Below are 16,111 nucleotides of genomic sequence, written 5' to 3'. Positions count from 1 at the left end.
TTGCTGATTGCCCATACAGAGGCAAGCGAGCCTAACTGATAAATAAAAAATACCATTTTGTTTCTTTGTTGTTCTACATTGTTTCTTATAGCAGACAACCGAAGATGAATATTAATGATACTTTCTTCGGAAATCTAAACTGATAAAGATAATGCCAAAATCAGACCAATTAGAAAACAACAAACATAAATCACTATATATCAATTGATTAAAAATATTAATTCTAAATTGAAAGTAAAAAAAACAACTAAAATGAAAAAGTGTTTTTCATTTTGGTAATATTACCTAGGCTTCCCTATTTGCAAACATCTGTTTATCAATGACAAATACAAATTGGTATGGATTTTGCTTTGTGTTGTATATAATATTTCAAATATGAGATTATTTATCATTTCGAATAGGTTGCCTGTAAAAGTTACACGTTCCTCCGATGGAAAATTTGTTTTTTCACGGAGCGAAGGAGGGCTGGCTACAGGTTTGAAGTCATTGGACGTTGATTGTGAAAAACATTGGATTGGTTGGCCTGGCGTCTGCGTAGAACAAAAGACGGAAAAAGATGACATTTGCAGTCAATTGGAAAAAAATAATTATCATCCGGTATTCTTATCCGACAGGCAGTATGAAAATTACTACGAAGGATATAGCAACAGTACCCTATGGCCCCTCTGTCATTACTTTTTTGCTTATACGTTATATAAAAAGAACTTTTGGGAATCATATAGGGAAGTCAATGCTGTTTTTTGTGAAGAGATATCGCGGATAGTTGAACCTAATGATTGGGTTTGGGTACAGGACTATCAGTTAATGCTGTTGCCGGGCATGCTCCGTGAGAAGTTTCCCAACCTTCATATCGGGTATTTCCACCATATTCCGTTTCCTTCACATGAACTTTTCCGGATTCTGCCCGAAAGGGTCGAGATCCTGAACGGACTTTTGGGAGCCGACTTTGTCGCTTTTCACATTCACGATTATATGCGTCATTTCATCAGTGCGACGGAACGCGTCCTTCATAAGAATTTCAATCTGGATGAAGTTCAAATGAATGATCGTGTAACCCGTGTGGATGCATTACCGATGGGGATAAACTATGATCTTTATCACAATGTGATAGCTGATGACAAAGTCCACCACGCAGTAGAGAAAACACGACTTCTATTTGGAGATCATAAGTTAATCATATCGGTAGACCGACTGGATTACAGCAAAGGAATATTGCACCGTCTTTACGGATTCGCCTCTTTTTTGAAAAATCATCCGGAATATCACGGGAAAGTGACATTGGCGATGGTTATCGTCCCCTCTCGCGACCATGTAGGCAGTTATGCCGAATTGAAAACCAAAATAGACGAGGAGATCGGTTCTATCAATGGAACTTACTCTACCATGAATTGGACTCCGGTATGTTATTTTTATCACGGTTTCTCTTTTGAGGAATTAGTAGCGATGTATTATGTTGCCGATATAGCCTTGGTAACCCCTTTGCGCGATGGTATGAATCTTGTGGCAAAAGAGTATGTCGCTACCAAACAAGATAATCCGGGGGTACTCATTTTAAGTGAAATGGCCGGTGCTTCGGTTGAATTGTCTGATGCTTTATTGATTAATCCAAACGACACGGACCAGATCGAACAAGCCATTTGCCGTGCATTGAAAATGCCATTGGAGGAACAAAAAGAAAGGCTTCAGCGGATGCAAGCCATCCTTTCGGTTCAAACCGTAAACAAATGGGCTGCGGATTTCATGAGAGAATGGCGGCAGACCGCAGAGAAAAACAAACGATTACAAAAGAAAAAGATCTCCGCACAAGACCAGAACGAAATCAAAACATTATATGACCAAGCGAAAAAGCGCTTGATTTTGCTGGATTACGACGGAACATTAACTGCATTCAAAAATCATCCGGAAGATGCAGTTCCAACACCTGCATTACGAGACCTGTTACAGCGTTTTTGTTCCGACCCTCGGAATCATGTAACCATTAATAGCGGGCGGGACCACTATACATTGGAGAAATGGCTGGGAGATCTTCCTCTGTCTTTTGCCGCCGAGCATGGTGCATTTTACAAGGAAAAAGGCGCATGGCATAAAAACATAGGCAATCGAGAGTGGGATTCGGAGCTATTGTTTATTCTAAATTTGTTTGTAAGCAAAACCCCGTACTCTCATCTTGAGACAAAAGAAGCTGCTCTTGCCTGGCATTATAGAGAATCGGACGCCTGGCTGGGAGAGCTGAGAGCGCAACAGCTAACAAAGGCTATAATGCCTGTTTGCCTGAAAAAGGGATTACAAATCATGCAGGGCAACAAAGTCGTGGAAATAAAATCTCCAGAATGCACAAAAGGTTCGGAAGTAGATCGCCTATTATTGGCTTCCCGCTATGATTTTATACTAGCAATGGGAGATGACACGACGGATGAGGATATGTTTCGGGCTCTTCCAGTATCCGCCATAACAGTTAAAGTTGGAATTGTATCTGAAAAAGCCAAATACAATCTGTCCTCGCAGGAAGAAGTATTGCCTTTTTTGGAAGAATTGTCGGGTGAAGGTGTTAGTTACGGAACGACTTCCAAAAGCATAAAAGGTCAACTGAAAGCCACCGTTGATTTTTTTAAAGGATTGTGGACAAATAAAAAATAATTTTTATGGACAAGTTAAATTACGGAGTAATAGGAAATTGCTGCACTGCGGCTTTGATTTCGGATAAAGGCAGTATAGATTGGTTATGTTTCCCTAACTTCGACTCACCTTCCATCTTTGCATCATTGCTCGATCGGGAGAAAGGGGGATATTTCGGCTTCGAGGTTTCTCCGGATTATCAAATATCGCAATCGTATGTTCCTCATACAAATATTCTTTCGACCAACTTCGTATCAGAAGAAAATGAATTTGCCGTTGTAGATTTCATGCCTTGTTACCATCTGAGCGATGCGAGCAATTGTTATCGTCCGGCAGAGATCTACCGATATATCCGCAGAATCAAAGGTACTCCCCGTTTTAAAATCAACTATGAGCCGGCTCCGGACTATGCCCGTGGAAAGACAATTTTCAACACGACCTCGGAATATATAGAGACCTACTCTACTTCTAACAGCAAAGATAGGCAATATCTTTATTCCTCACTACCTTTGCACAACATCTTGGAACAGAAAGAAATCGTACTGGCTAAGGACGAGTTCTTGCTACTTTCATATAACGAGAAAGTAATACCCGTCAACATTGAGCGTGAGAAACTGGAATACTGCCGGACGCTGGTTTATTGGTTGAATTGGACTGACCGAACCAAGAAGTTTACGGTCTATAACGATATCATTGAGCGAAGTCTCCTAGTTTTAAAATTGATGTCTTTTTATAATGGAGCCGTATTGGCGGCCATAACAACTAGCCTACCGGAAACGATCGGAGAAGTCCGTAACTGGGATTATCGTTTTTGTTGGCTGCGCGACGCCTCCATGTCCATTGAAACTTTGTTCCAGATAGGCCATGTGGAAGCCGCAAGGCGGTTCATGAGATTTGTCCAGTCTACTTTTGTTTCTCAACACGATACTTACCAGATCATGTACGGTATTCGCGGAGAAAGAAAATTGACGGAAGTTATTCTGGGACATCTTTCCGGTTATAAGAACTCACGACCCGTTCGGATCGGTAATGATGCTTACCACCAGCTTCAAAATGACTCGTTCGGCTATTTAATGGACCTGATCTACCAATACTATCGTTTGATGCCCGGTACATTGGACGAGGTGGAAGATATGTGGGAAATGGTAAAAAGTATCCTGACGAATGTGATGATTGACTGGAAAAAACCAGACAAAGGCATTTGGGAGATTAGAGGAGAAGGACAGCATTTTGTTTCCTCCAAAGTTATGTGCTGGGTCGCATTAGACAGGGGAGCTCGTATTGCAGATTTATTAAACAAACCGACATACCGGAGACGTTGGTCGGAAGAAGCGACCGTAATCAAAGAAAATGTCATGAAAAACGGTTGGAAAGAAGAGATGCAAAGTTTCTCGCAAACCTACGGTAATTCCGACCTTGATGCGTCCTTGTTGTTAATGGAACCGTACGGATTTATCGATCCGAGAGACATACGCTACCATAAAACAGTGCAAGCGATAAAGAATGCGTTACTTTATAAAGGGTTGATGTACCGTTATAAATCTCATGATGATTTCGGACTTCCCTCTTCCGCCTTTACTATTTGTACGTTCTGGCTCATTCGTGCTCTTTATGTCATTGGAGAAAAAGAAGAAGCACGTAGTCTGTTTGAGGAAATGCTTCATAATTCAAATCACTTGGGACTTTTCAGTGAAGACATTGATTTTGAAACCAAGGAGCAACTGGGGAATTTTCCTCAAGCATATTCCCATTTGGCACTAGTCAATACCGCTATATTGTTTTCGGAAGAGGACATACGACTGTTTTTTAAATAAACCTTCTGTATCTCTTTCATTTTGATAATAAATGCGACTACAATAGGTTGGCTTCTAAAAAAATTGGGATTGGCAGAGATACCGTCCTCCAAGCTTCTTTTGGATTATAGCGTAAAAGAACAGTTGTACGAAGGTTCTAAAAAATACCTAAAAGATTTGAAACAGAAGGAAGCGTTGGAAGCAACAGACTGGAGTATTGTCGAACAGTTCCTACCTCAAAAAGAAATATATCCGGAAATGCCTGTCCGTACCAAAGACGTTTAAATGCCGCAATTGATGAACAATACGATCGAGACGGAAAGAAACCTCTATGCGCCCGAGGCGATATTTTTGAATTCTGTGAGGAACCTTCATGGATAATCAGTATGAAGTTTTTCTCTCGTTTTTTCCAAAAATGGGCAGATATTTACTATCAAGACAGAATTATTCTAGGATACGATTGGGCAAGGGGATTGATCATAGCCCAGAAAATATGTCATCCTCAATAGATAATAACTCATCTAAATCACCATTCATAATGTATGGTAAACACTGGCGAATCTTGTCTATAGGCCAATCCCACCATTTCAACATCAGCAATCGTTTTATTACATCCGTATCAAAACGCTTCCGAATTTCTCTCGCAGGAGTTCCCCCTACTATTGTATAAGGGGGGACATCTTTTGTAACAACTGCACGTGCTGCGATAATAGCCCCGCTTCCAACATGGACTCCAGACATAATCACGGCTTCATAGCCAATCCAAACATCGTCACCAATTATAATATCTCCTTTATTATCCCATGCCGACACCACATTCGACTTTTCTAAATTCCACTCCTCATAAAACAAAGGAAATGTATAGGTAGATAAAGAGTTTAACGTGTGATTGGCGCAATTGAACAAAAACCTTGTTCCACAAGCAATAGAGCAGAATTTACCTATTACTAACCTCTCCTTATGGCTGGGATAATGATAAAGGACATTATTCTTTTCGAATAGCAAAGGATCATTTACAAAATCATTATAAATTGTATAGTCACCAACCACTATTTGAGGATCTTGTATAATGGTATTTAGATATACGGTTTGTTTATCTCCCGTACGTGGATATATTTTAGTCATCATCTTTCTTCGTTTTTTAGTAATGTTTCTTTTTCAAATAAAAAATAGATTGTGTAGCCAACAGAATTACAAAGACGTATTCCGCTGTTAAATAGATTGCGAGAGGGGCTTGCGTGTAACGACATAACCAATAAAGGTAAACCAAATATATGGCTGTTGTCGTAACTTGAAAAAGGAAAGTCATTTGTGCCTTCCCTTCTCCCGCACCAATCGCATTACTGACTAATGAGCCTGTTGTAAGCGCAAAAGAATTCGCTATCACAAAAAATATAGCCGATACGCTCCGGGTTATATTGGAAATCGCTAACTCTATTTTTCCCAAATGTTCAATTGAAACGAAAAACAAGAACCAAGGGGCTACACTAATAAACGCATGAAGCATACTCCATATTGATAACTTCAAGACTTTTATAAGTAAATTACCATTATAGACCGGCCTTAACCCATATTTTTCTTTATCCAATCGTATCCACATATAGAAGGAAAGCATCATAAAGGAGCCCATCTCTGCCAAAGAAGAGGCAATTGCCGCCCCCGAGATTCCTAATTCCCTAGTGAATATCAAATAAAAATTTAAAGGAATATTGATTAATACCGCTATGGCAGCAGCCCAAGATAGAGCTTTTGTATGCGTTATCCCCACTAAAAAAGAACGTATCGCTAAAAATGGGAATGAAAACAACAATCCAAAGCTACGCCAATCCAAGTATAGGATTACCGCTCGATAAATATCCGAGGAAACGATCAGCTTCTTTAATATAAATGGGGAAACCGTATGAATGAGAAGGTAAAGAAAGATAGCCAATCCCAAAAGGAAAAATAAGCCTTGAAAAAAGGTCTTGCCGGTTTCCTTGTAATCTTGCTCTCCATTCCTTCGAGCTACCATTACTTGCAACCCAATGCTAAATCCAAAACCAAGCATATAAATCGCCAAATAATAAATTCCGGCGATAGCGGACGCTCCTAATTCTATCTCTCCAACGTGGCCTAAGAAAACAGCATCCGTAATATTGATTAATTGTTCCATTAAGATACTCATCATTACAGGAAAGTTGATGAGCCATATTTGTTTATATGTATAATTCATTGCTCAACTGTATAATAGTGCGATACAACATACCGCTTTTATGCAGTATGTTATTTCGTAATCCATAAAATAAAAGGATATAAAATCTCCGTGACAAATAAAGCTGTATCTGTCAAATAGCTGAATAGCTTTATTGGATAGGGCTAAAAGAAAAAACGGCTAAATAGACGTCTCTATCCAACCGTTCAAAAGATCTTCGCGATAATCTTTTGTGCTCACAGTCAAGGTTAAACTCGAAAAACATATAACTTCAAAATGAATTTATAACATCATTTTGTTTTGATGTTGGCAAAGGTAAGCCTTTATTTGTAAATAACAATTTTTTATCATGTTTTTTTACTATTATATCTTTTTTTTCTTCTCTAGAATATTTTCGTTTTAATTTATGGCCTCTCTTGTGCTCGGATATTCAAAAAAACGCAATGGAAAGTTCAAGAAATGAAAGCAGGGCATAAAAAGAGTGTGTCATGACACACCCTCTTGTGAAACCATAAAAAAGATTTTCAGCCACAATGGAAATAAGTATTGACCAGCTTCAACATCTCTTCCGGATTATTCTCTAGGTCCTTGCGTAAAGAAGCGTCATCATAAGATTCCAGTTTACGGATGATGCCGTCTATCATACTCGGACTAAATACGTTATATTTTTCAAAAACAGCACGCTGTTGTCTTAAACGGGCGGCTGAGGCTGCGCAACTGTCTGGGAGTTGATCCAATGTCTTTAGGCGATCTTGATTCTCTTCCTTATGAATATTCACGTTTACATAAGTCTTCTCAGCGATCTCCAAAGCATCGTCGATCTCAAAACCATGGCGGCACGCAACTGCCAATCCTGCCAATAATTGGTATAAATCAGCGGAGCCATCCGGTGAGCGCATCTCGACCGTTTGCTTTTGGCTCGTATCATAATGGCTGGCAGGTTCCAATGGGTTCGCCAAAGCACACATGTCCGTTTTTGCGGCCCAACCTAGCGGAACACGAACTAAAACTGAACGATTCCGATCTCCCCAACAAATATTCGTAGGTGCTTCTTGGTGTGGAACCAAGCGGAAATATGAGGTTGGGTTCGTATTTCCAAAAGCCGTAATAGAGGAAGCTAAGCACATCATTCCAGCGATAGCCTTACGGGCGGTTTCGGATAAGATACCATTCGCTAACATCTGATTCTTGCCATCTTTCATGATACGCATATGGACATGCAGACCGGAACCTGCTTTTCCCACCGTAATTTTCGGAGCGAAAGTGATGTTATATCCATATTCATGCGCTAGATTGCGGATCGCCCATTTAGCGATCATCAATTGATCCGCTGCATTTTCCGCAGGACATGGTAAGAACTCGATCTCATTTTGCTCATAGATCAAACCATTTAACGTAAAGTTACCAACTTCCGAATGACCATATTTAATTTGTCCCCCGGCTTGCGCTATGCAGTGCATGCACTCCGTCCGGAACTCATTGAACTTAGCGTAAGGAGCGGATTCATGATAACCTTTTTGGTCGGTAGCAGGGAAAACGCCTTCATCCGGTGCGATTACGTAATATTCTAATTCACCCATTGCCTCAAATTCCATTCCCGTCACCTCATGAAAAGCCTTACAAGCTTTATGCAAGGTATATTCCGGGGAACTTTCTAAGGGTTCTCCATCCTTATTGAAGAATGAGCAAAGCATGGTAAGCGTAGGTAATTCCGCAAACGGATCCTCGAAAGCCGTACGGAAACGGGGCACCACATACAGGTCACTACTTCCCGCCTCGATAAACGAGAAAAGACTAGAGCCATCCACACGCTCACCGCAAGTCAAGATCGCATCCAGATAGGCCGCATTGTTGATTACAAAGTTTAGTGTTTTCAAACGTCCGTCGCCCGCGGGATACATAAAATTAACCATCTGGATATCGTTTCCATAAATGTAGCGGATAATGTCCTCTTTCGTAAACCCGGACGCAGGCTTCCCACAAAACTTCTCTAATTTGTTGGGAGTCATTTCTAGTTCTTTGTTCATGTCTTATATTGATTATGTTTATAGTGTAGAGAAAAACTTCCCTTTGGAACTGTCAACCGGAATCAAGCTAGAGATCGCTTCCGCAACTTCTATAGGCCGGTCAGACTCTATGATGTCCACGCCTTGACGGATGATCATACGGTATGCTTCAGCACGACTTTCGGGTGTGGATAGTTTATCGTCGGAAGGGGCGGTAGAGATCATACACATGGCACCTCTTTCATGTAACATATCGATCACCTCACGGACTTCGGGGGTAATCTTCGGACCTACGTAAGCCATGATATGGCTCCAAGGTATATCGTTATCCTCATAGTCTTGAACCGCTTCTTTCGTTTTCACGAAAGCCTCAAACATGAAATTCGGATTTTTCTCGTAAAAGAAACGAGCCGAGGCACCATCATGAACCGTAATCATTACATAAGGTTCCGCTTGCATATCGGTAATCAACTGAGCGGTGCGCTCCATAGGAACATCCTTCTTATCAAGGATTAGGATTGTTTTTCCACGGGCCCAACGAATCGCTTCCTCTAAAGTCGGGATACGATAGTTTGTGATATTTCCTTCGGGATCCTTCAAACGGAAATTTTGCAATTCTTCCCAAGTGTAATCAGAAACTTTCCCGGTCCCATTACTGGTACGCTCCAGTGTATCATCGTGGAAAAGGACGATAACACTATCTTTGGTTAACCTCGGATCTATCTCGAACGTGGCAGGAGTATAAGAGAGGGTATTTTCAAAGGTTTCCATACTGTTCTCAGGATAGCCTTTTCCCCGTCCACCTCGGTGTCCGCTAATTAAAGGAATTCGGTCATCGGCATATTGGTAGAAAGATATCAAATCATCTACATTTGATATCTGTAGCGTATTCATTCCGTTGTATTCAAGCTCCTCCTTTGGCGTGTTCAATACGCAAGAACCACAAAGCAGGGCCAGCATTAAAAATCTGGCGGATAAATTGAGTTTCATTTCACGATCGTATTTTAGGTGAATGATTCTTTCTATCCGCCAAACTTACACAAAATAAATGATTTTACAGAGTTAGCACCTTAATATTCGTCAACTTTCTGGTCTGCACGGAACTTATCCAAACGTGCTTGCAGGCGAGTTTGGATATCAGCATATTCCGGATTATCGTATAAATTATTCAGCTCATTCGGATCACTTTGCAAATCGTAAAGCTCGTTGCAATTAATCGCGTCATTATGCTCATTCTTCTCTCCATAGAAATGGATCAATTTATAACGACTGTCACGCACGCCATCGTGACGACGTACCATATGGATCGCAGGATAATCATAATAATGATAATATAGATACTCACGCCAATCTCTTGGTGTCTCGCCTCCAAACAAGGGGACTAAAGAAGTTCCTACCATATAATCAGGTTTCTCGATACCGGCTATATCCAGATAAGTCGGGGCATAGTCAATGTTCTGTACTAAGGCCGTACATTCACTTCCCGCCTTGATTTTAGCAGGATAACGGATAATCAACGGCGTACGGAAAGATTCCTCATACATGAAACGTTTGTCGAACCAGCCATGTTCACCCATGTAAAAACCTTGATCCGAGGTATAAACGATCACGGTATTATCCATAAGCCCTTCTTTTTCCAAATAGGCGATCAAACGCCCCACCTCATCATCAATAGATTTGATGCAACGTACGTAATCCTTGATATAACGTTGATATTTCCATTTAACCAAATCCTCGCCTTTCAGGTTCTCGTTAATGAATTTTTCGTTGCGGGGCTTATAAGAAGCGATCCAAGCTTCCCGTTGTTCCGGGGTCATACGATCCAAAGAGGCCTGCCAACCACCAATATTCCATTCCTTTTTATAAGCCTCCTTCTCTTTAAGCTCATCTACCTTCAAATCATAAACCAAAGTCATATTTTTGTCTATACTCATCTCTTGTGTACGTGCGGCATCGCAACGAGTGGCATAATTATCATTGAAAGTATCTGGATATGGGAACTCTACATCCTCATATAAATCCATATATTTTGTATCCGGCATCCAGTTACGATGTGGAGCCTTATGATGAACCAGCAGGCAGAAAGGCTTATCCTTATCCCTCTCTTCCAAAAACTCGATAGCGTGATCGGTCGTAAGGGTCGTCGCATACCCCTCTTCTTTTACATACTTGCCATTCGATTCTTTGCTTTTAAACTCCGGATTATAATAATCTCCTTGATCCCATAACACATGATAATAGTCAAAACCTTTCGGCTCACATTGCATATGCCATTTACCGACAACACCTGTCTGATAACCGTGCTGTTGTAAGATTTCAGAGAAGAATACTTTTGTCGTATCAATACCTTTTCCTAACTGTCTTTGTCCGTTTTGGTGACTGTAAAGACCGGTCATCAAACAAGCACGGCTAGGAGTAGACAGAGAATTCTCTACGAAAGCTTGCCGGAACAACATTCCTTCCGCAGCCAAACGATCTAAATTTGGTGTAGGAGCCAATTTACCTAGCGCATGTCCATAAGCGCTAATAGTTTGATACGAATGATCATCCGTCATGATATGGATGATATTGAGCGGCTTCTCTGCCACTTCTTTTTGCCCGACTCCACATGCGGAGAACAAAAGGGCAGGGGCTAATATAGCTCCATAATTAATCGCATTCTTCATGTATTCAAAATTTTAAAATTACACAAACGTACAAAAAACAGAAATTATCACCAATAATACTTCCGGGCTATCTCAGCCATAGTCGGATATTTACTATCCTCATCGTCATATTGTTGTTTCAATTCCAACAGTTTTGTCTTCAACTCTTTAATCAACGCCTTTTTCGATGGGTCGTTATACAGGTTCTTCATTTCCATTGGATCCTCTTTCAAGTCATACAATTCCCATTCGGGAGTTCTGGACTCATTCTTGGTTCCGGTCATTCCCAACGACTCTCCATAATAGAATATCAATTTATAGCGATCCGTACGGATACCATAGTTGGCTGTCACGTTATGGTCGTTATCCGCATTCATCCAATAGCGGTAATACATAGCCTGTCTCCAATTAGCTGGGGTCTCATTTCTCAAATTCGAGCGGAAACTTTCTCCCTGCATTTGGCTAGGCTTGTCCACTCCGGCATAATCCAAAAATAGAGGAGCGAAATCGATATTCAATGTTATATCCTTATTATCCGTGCCGGGTTTGATTTCTTTCGGATAACGGATAACAAACGGCATACGCAAGCATTCCTCATACATCAATCGTTTATCAAACCAACCATGTTCCCCCAAAAAGAATCCTTGGTCTCCGGTATAGATGACAACCGTGTTTTCCGCCAATCCTTGCTCATCCAAATAGTTCAAGATACGCCCTACGTTCTCATCAATACCAGCGATACAGCGCAAATAATCTTTAATATACAATTGATAAGCCCAATGGCGCAACTCATCACGGCTCATGTCCGTAGGTATATCTGTTTTCACATCCGTCTGCCTCAAATGCTCCATGCTCATCCGTAGCAACTCCGCATACTCTCCCTTGCCCTCATATGTGTCCAATAAGTTCTCCGGCTCCGGGATCGTTACATCTTTCAATAAATCCTTGAAACGCTCGGCGGGTGTCCACGGTCTGTGAGGAGCCTTGAAATGGCACATCATAAAGAAAGGCTTGCTCTTATCTCGATTTTCCATATATTTGATAGCCTCACTTCCTATCACGTCGGTAGAATGCCCTTTATACACTTTACCCGTTCGGGGATTCGCATGCGGATCATTCCCCCATGTACCTTTTTCTATAAGCATCGGGTCATTATAACGGCCCTGTCCGGGCAAGACATTGTAATAATCAAAACCTGTAGGTTCCGCATGCAAATGCCATTTACCGAATATAGCGGTTTGATATCCTGCTTGCTGCAAGCATTTCGCCACATTCGGATGATCCGGATCTAATGGATCTTGCAAAGTATATACACCATTCTTTTGGCTATATTGTCCTGTGATAATCGCTCCACGACTAGGGGTACTGATCGAGTTCGTCACAAAACAATTCCTTAATATTGCGCCCTCATGCGCTATTCGATCAATATTGGGGGTAGGTAAGACCGTTGATAAAATTCCACCATAAGCACTTACCGCCTGCGAAGCATGATCGTCAGACATGATATAAATAATATTCGGTGTCCTATTATTCTGTGCCATGGCTGTTTGAACAGCACTAAAGTCATATAGACAAATGCTTGATAATAAAATGTATTTGTATTTCATGATATTTATATTGATTTATTATAGCCTAACATCTAACTAATAAACTTTCAAAAGATTTGCAAATCTATTAATAAAAAGGGGAATGTCATCATCCTCGCTTCCATAACGAACTATAGATTTTGGCATTCCCTCTTAAGTCATACTTTCTACAAATCAATAATACCCTTGATTCCTATGATCTGTGTGAGGTTTCACTGTCCGTTTCAATGGGATATTCATTCCGTCTGTAGATTCTAACCAATCATAAATTTGAGCATTCAGTTGTTTGATAGTTTCTTTATATTCAGGTTCCGCAATTAAATTCGTGGTTTCATACGGATCTTTTTGCAAGTCATAGAACTCATTCGTATCCCAAACCCCATGATAACGGATATACTTATAACGATCAGTACGGATACCATGCATCGTTGGTGTCTGCGGAAATTCATATTCCCAGTAATACTCATAGAAAATATGGTCTCTCCAATCCACCTTCTCTCCCTTAAGCAAGGGCAGGAAAGAATATCCCACCATCTGCTCAGCCTTTTCCAAACCCGCACAAGCCATAATCGTAGGAGCGACATCCACATTTTGTACCATATTCTCTATCACCTTACCTCCCTCAAACATACTGGGGCAACGAACCAACATAGGAACTCGCACAGATTCCTCGTAGAACTGTCTCTTGTCGATCAATCCATGTTCTCCCCACGCAAAGCCATTATCACCCATGTAAATAACCAACGTGTTATCATCTAACCCTGCTTCTTTCAGATAATCCAAGACAGAACCGATACTTTCATCCACAGAACGCAAGGTCTCACAATATTTGCGAACTTGAACATCCCAAGGACGGCCATGGTAGGAATAGTCCACCCCATGCCAACTTTCTCTTTGACTTTTCACCCAATCCGGAGCCATTTTTTCTCCATAATACTCTTTTCCAAACGCAGCCTTTCCTGTTTTCTTATCAATAGTCGGCAACTCTTTAATGCCATAATGAGGCGTATTGAAGTTCGGAGGCAATACCAATTCCTTATCTTTATAACAATCCTTATGGCGCTTTGCGGCTGAAAAATTGTCGTGCACACCCTTATGAGACAAATAGACAAAGAACGGTTTATCCGCTTGTTTTTGTTCCTTCATGAATTGGATCGCATGGTCGGTCAAGAGATCCGTAACATAGGTGCTGTCTTTATACTGTATCCATTCCCCATTTACATTTATGCCGGGATTATAATATTCCCCCTGCCCTTTGAATCCTTCCCAATGATCAAATCCAGGCTGAGGAGCTCCCGAGTCATTTCCCATGTGCCATTTTCCAAAGAAAGCAGTTTTATATCCGCTTTCTTGCAAATATTGAGGGAAAAATACCAGCCCTTCCGGAAGCGGAGCGGAATTATCTACCACCTTATGGCTATGCGAATACATACCGGTCAAGATAGAAGCCCGGCTGGGAGAAGAAAGAGAAGTTGTGACGAATGCATTTTTGATATGCGCTCCTTCCTTGGCCATCCGATCCATATTAGGAGTTTCCAGCCAAGGGATCGTATGCATGAATCCCATGTAGTCATATCGATGATCGTCCGAAAGAATAAAGACAACATTTAATGGCTTCGTTTTTTTTGAAGTATTGTCTGCTTCCTGATTTTTAGGCTGGCAGGCCAGGCATTGACTTACGATAGTCAATGATAACAAGGTATTATTGATATTTGTATTCATATTGATAAAAGTTGAGGAGCTGTAAGTTTTACAGCTCCAATTAACATTTTATTACCAACCCGGATTTTGTGTTAGTTCAGGATTCAAATCCAATTCCCGTTGAGGAATCGGCATGAGGATCATGTGATCCTTTATATTACTAGCAATATCCGTCTTATTCTTTTCGGCAACTTTCGCTTCGTATGCGCTATGCTCTTTCATCCGTTTTATGAATGTACCTGTACGTACGAGGTCGAACCAACGATGTCCTTCTATCGGAAATTCCAAAAAGCGCTCGTTTAGTATCGCCTCCCGAAATGCGTCTTTGGACAAGCCCGAATAATTACCGGAAGAATCGCCAAATGCACGTTCTCGAACACGGTTAAGAACTTGGTGGGCCTTCGCAGACTCTCCGATTTCATTTAAAGCCTCAGCATACATAAGCAAAGCATCTGAATAACGGATGATATGCATGTTGATTTCACAGAATTTAATAGCAGTTATACCTTCTTGCCAATACTTGCCAAATAAAGGGATACTAGATATTAACTCTTTCCCATTTTGCGGGTTTGTATAATGAGTTCTTAGATTTACTGCTTTTCGCTTGTCATTTTCATTATACTTATCATTTAATTCTATTGTCGGGATATCAGCTTCATTAGATCCATTAACACCGACAGGTTCAGGAATAGAATATTTCGGTCCAATCATACTCATCTCATCATTTTTAGGAAACGGATCTTGTTTATATTCTATATAAAGCACGGCTTCTTTTCCTGCTTCAGTTTCCAAGTTCCAATTGTCACCATAGTTCACATGTAAGCCATATCCATAAGCACCTTCTTGTTCAACAACCTCTGCCAGTTTTTCCTTCGCTTTGGAATAATCACCTTTCGTCAAATACACCTTTCCCGCTAAAATCTTGGCAGCACCTTTTGTCGCACGCCCAATATCCGTAGTCCCATATTCTAAGGGATAAGGAAGGGCATTTTCCGCATCTGTCAAATCAGATAGAATCTGTTCATAGATCTGTTCTTTCGCAACTCTTGGTCCCATAGCATCATCTATTGTCTCTAATTGAGTCACCAAAGGAACATCTCCAAAAAAGCGGACTAAATTGAAATAATAAAGAGCACGCAAGAATTTCGCCTCTGCTATAAATCTTTTTTGCAAATCAGGGTTCATGGTAACTGATGGAATATTATTAACAGCTGCATTCGCTTTCATTATACCCATATAGTTGTTTTGCCACATATCTCTAATAAAAGTATTTTCCGGAGTGTGACGTAAGAATTCCAAATTCTGCAAAAAAGCATTAGGCATACCCAAGCCATTTTTCATCCCATCGCATGTAAGATCGCATAACATATACATATGTCGATTATAGATACTATGAAGCTGTTGATAAGTTGCATCAACTGCCGCTTGAGCATCTTTCTGGTTCGAATAGAAATTATCCACAACCAATCTATCTATTGGTTTTTCATCCAAAAAAGAACATTGTATATTGAATAATGAGAACATAAATATACAACTAAACATTATGACTTTTTTCATGATAATACAATTTAAC

Annotated in this window: 11 protein-coding genes; 3 read left to right on the top strand and 8 right to left on the bottom strand. The window is 40.6% G+C overall.

Annotated features, from left to right (window positions below; translation table 11 throughout):
- The first annotated feature begins 375 nt into the window (after positions 1 to 375).
- The 3 genes from CI960_RS02805 to CI960_RS23535 all read left to right on the top strand — a co-directional run bounded on the left by CI960_RS02805 (position 376) and on the right by CI960_RS23535 (position 4,694).
- Entirely contained in the window at positions 376 to 2,637 is a 2,262-nt protein-coding gene (locus tag CI960_RS02805) for a bifunctional alpha,alpha-trehalose-phosphate synthase (UDP-forming)/trehalose-phosphatase (protein WP_057326898.1), read from the top strand.
- 5 nt (positions 2,638 to 2,642) lie between these two features.
- Positions 2,643 to 4,430, top strand: coding sequence for a glycoside hydrolase family 15 protein (locus CI960_RS02800; protein WP_094582226.1), 1,788 nt, complete (start codon positions 2,643 to 2,645; stop codon positions 4,428 to 4,430).
- A gap of 69 nt (positions 4,431 to 4,499) precedes the next feature.
- Complete coding sequence (locus CI960_RS23535) at positions 4,500 to 4,694, top strand: hypothetical protein (protein WP_227211359.1); 195 nt, start codon at positions 4,500 to 4,502, stop codon at positions 4,692 to 4,694.
- Positions 4,695 to 4,886: 192 nt separating this feature from the next.
- Here CI960_RS23535 and CI960_RS02790 read toward each other — a convergent pair whose 3' ends face one another.
- From CI960_RS02790 to CI960_RS02755, 8 genes are all read right to left on the bottom strand, one after another.
- The gene (locus CI960_RS02790; RefSeq protein WP_094582224.1) at positions 4,887 to 5,537 is read right to left on the bottom strand and encodes a CatB-related O-acetyltransferase; all 651 of its coding nucleotides are present in this window, start codon (positions 5,535 to 5,537) and stop codon (positions 4,887 to 4,889) included.
- Positions 5,538 to 5,550: 13 nt separating this feature from the next.
- Positions 5,551 to 6,621, bottom strand: coding sequence for an MATE family efflux transporter (locus CI960_RS02785; protein WP_094582222.1), 1,071 nt, complete (start codon positions 6,619 to 6,621; stop codon positions 5,551 to 5,553).
- Between the two features lie 503 nt (positions 6,622 to 7,124).
- Positions 7,125 to 8,627 carry a glutamine synthetase family protein gene (locus CI960_RS02780; protein ID WP_094582220.1) on the bottom strand — a complete coding sequence of 501 codons (1,503 nt, stop codon included), beginning with the start codon at positions 8,625 to 8,627 and terminating at the stop codon, positions 7,125 to 7,127.
- 18 nt (positions 8,628 to 8,645) lie between these two features.
- A complete protein-coding gene (locus CI960_RS02775; RefSeq protein WP_094582218.1) occupies positions 8,646 to 9,596 on the bottom strand; it encodes a glycerophosphodiester phosphodiesterase family protein in 951 nt (316 codons plus the stop codon).
- Between the two features lie 80 nt (positions 9,597 to 9,676).
- Positions 9,677 to 11,272 carry a sulfatase gene (locus CI960_RS02770; RefSeq protein WP_094582216.1) on the bottom strand — a complete coding sequence of 532 codons (1,596 nt, stop codon included), beginning with the start codon at positions 11,270 to 11,272 and terminating at the stop codon, positions 9,677 to 9,679.
- A 47-nt stretch (positions 11,273 to 11,319) separates the two neighbouring features.
- Complete coding sequence (locus tag CI960_RS02765) at positions 11,320 to 12,792, bottom strand: sulfatase (RefSeq protein WP_227211361.1); 1,473 nt, start codon at positions 12,790 to 12,792, stop codon at positions 11,320 to 11,322.
- Positions 12,793 to 13,011: 219 nt separating this feature from the next.
- The gene (locus CI960_RS02760; RefSeq protein ID WP_094582212.1) at positions 13,012 to 14,559 is read right to left on the bottom strand and encodes a sulfatase; all 1,548 of its coding nucleotides are present in this window, start codon (positions 14,557 to 14,559) and stop codon (positions 13,012 to 13,014) included.
- Positions 14,560 to 14,610: 51 nt separating this feature from the next.
- Positions 14,611 to 16,095 (bottom strand): RagB/SusD family nutrient uptake outer membrane protein, encoded by a 1,485-nt coding sequence (locus tag CI960_RS02755; protein ID WP_094582210.1) that lies wholly within the window; start codon positions 16,093 to 16,095, stop codon positions 14,611 to 14,613.
- Positions 16,096 to 16,111: the final 16 nt, after the last annotated feature.

It is taken from the genome of Parabacteroides sp. CT06, from assembly GCF_002257605.1.
In the GTDB taxonomy this organism is placed as follows: domain Bacteria; phylum Bacteroidota; class Bacteroidia; order Bacteroidales; family Tannerellaceae; genus Parabacteroides; species Parabacteroides distasonis.
The sequence above is the reverse complement of the archived record's forward strand: the minus strand, read 5'-3'. Positions and strand labels throughout refer to the sequence as shown.

What these genes read in the sequence shown, in the direction of transcription:
- CI960_RS02765 (WP_227211361.1), bottom strand. Translation starts at nt 12,792, where the DNA reads ATGGCACAGAATAATAGGACACCGAATATTATTTATATCATGTCTGAC.
- CI960_RS02760 (WP_094582212.1), bottom strand. Translation starts at nt 14,559, where the DNA reads ATGAATACAAATATCAATAATACCTTGTTATCATTGACTATCGTAAGT.
- CI960_RS02770 (WP_094582216.1), bottom strand. Translation starts at nt 11,272, where the DNA reads ATGAAGAATGCGATTAATTATGGAGCTATATTAGCCCCTGCCCTTTTG.
- CI960_RS02785 (WP_094582222.1), bottom strand. Translation starts at nt 6,621, where the DNA reads ATGAATTATACATATAAACAAATATGGCTCATCAACTTTCCTGTAATG.
- CI960_RS02800 (WP_094582226.1), top strand. Translation starts at nt 2,643, where the DNA reads ATGGACAAGTTAAATTACGGAGTAATAGGAAATTGCTGCACTGCGGCT.
- CI960_RS02790 (WP_094582224.1), bottom strand. Translation starts at nt 5,537, where the DNA reads ATGATGACTAAAATATATCCACGTACGGGAGATAAACAAACCGTATAT.
- CI960_RS02755 (WP_094582210.1), bottom strand. Translation starts at nt 16,095, where the DNA reads ATGAAAAAAGTCATAATGTTTAGTTGTATATTTATGTTCTCATTATTC.
- CI960_RS02775 (WP_094582218.1), bottom strand. Translation starts at nt 9,596, where the DNA reads ATGAAACTCAATTTATCCGCCAGATTTTTAATGCTGGCCCTGCTTTGT.
- CI960_RS02805 (WP_057326898.1), top strand. Translation starts at nt 376, where the DNA reads ATGAGATTATTTATCATTTCGAATAGGTTGCCTGTAAAAGTTACACGT.
- CI960_RS02780 (WP_094582220.1), bottom strand. Translation starts at nt 8,627, where the DNA reads ATGAACAAAGAACTAGAAATGACTCCCAACAAATTAGAGAAGTTTTGT.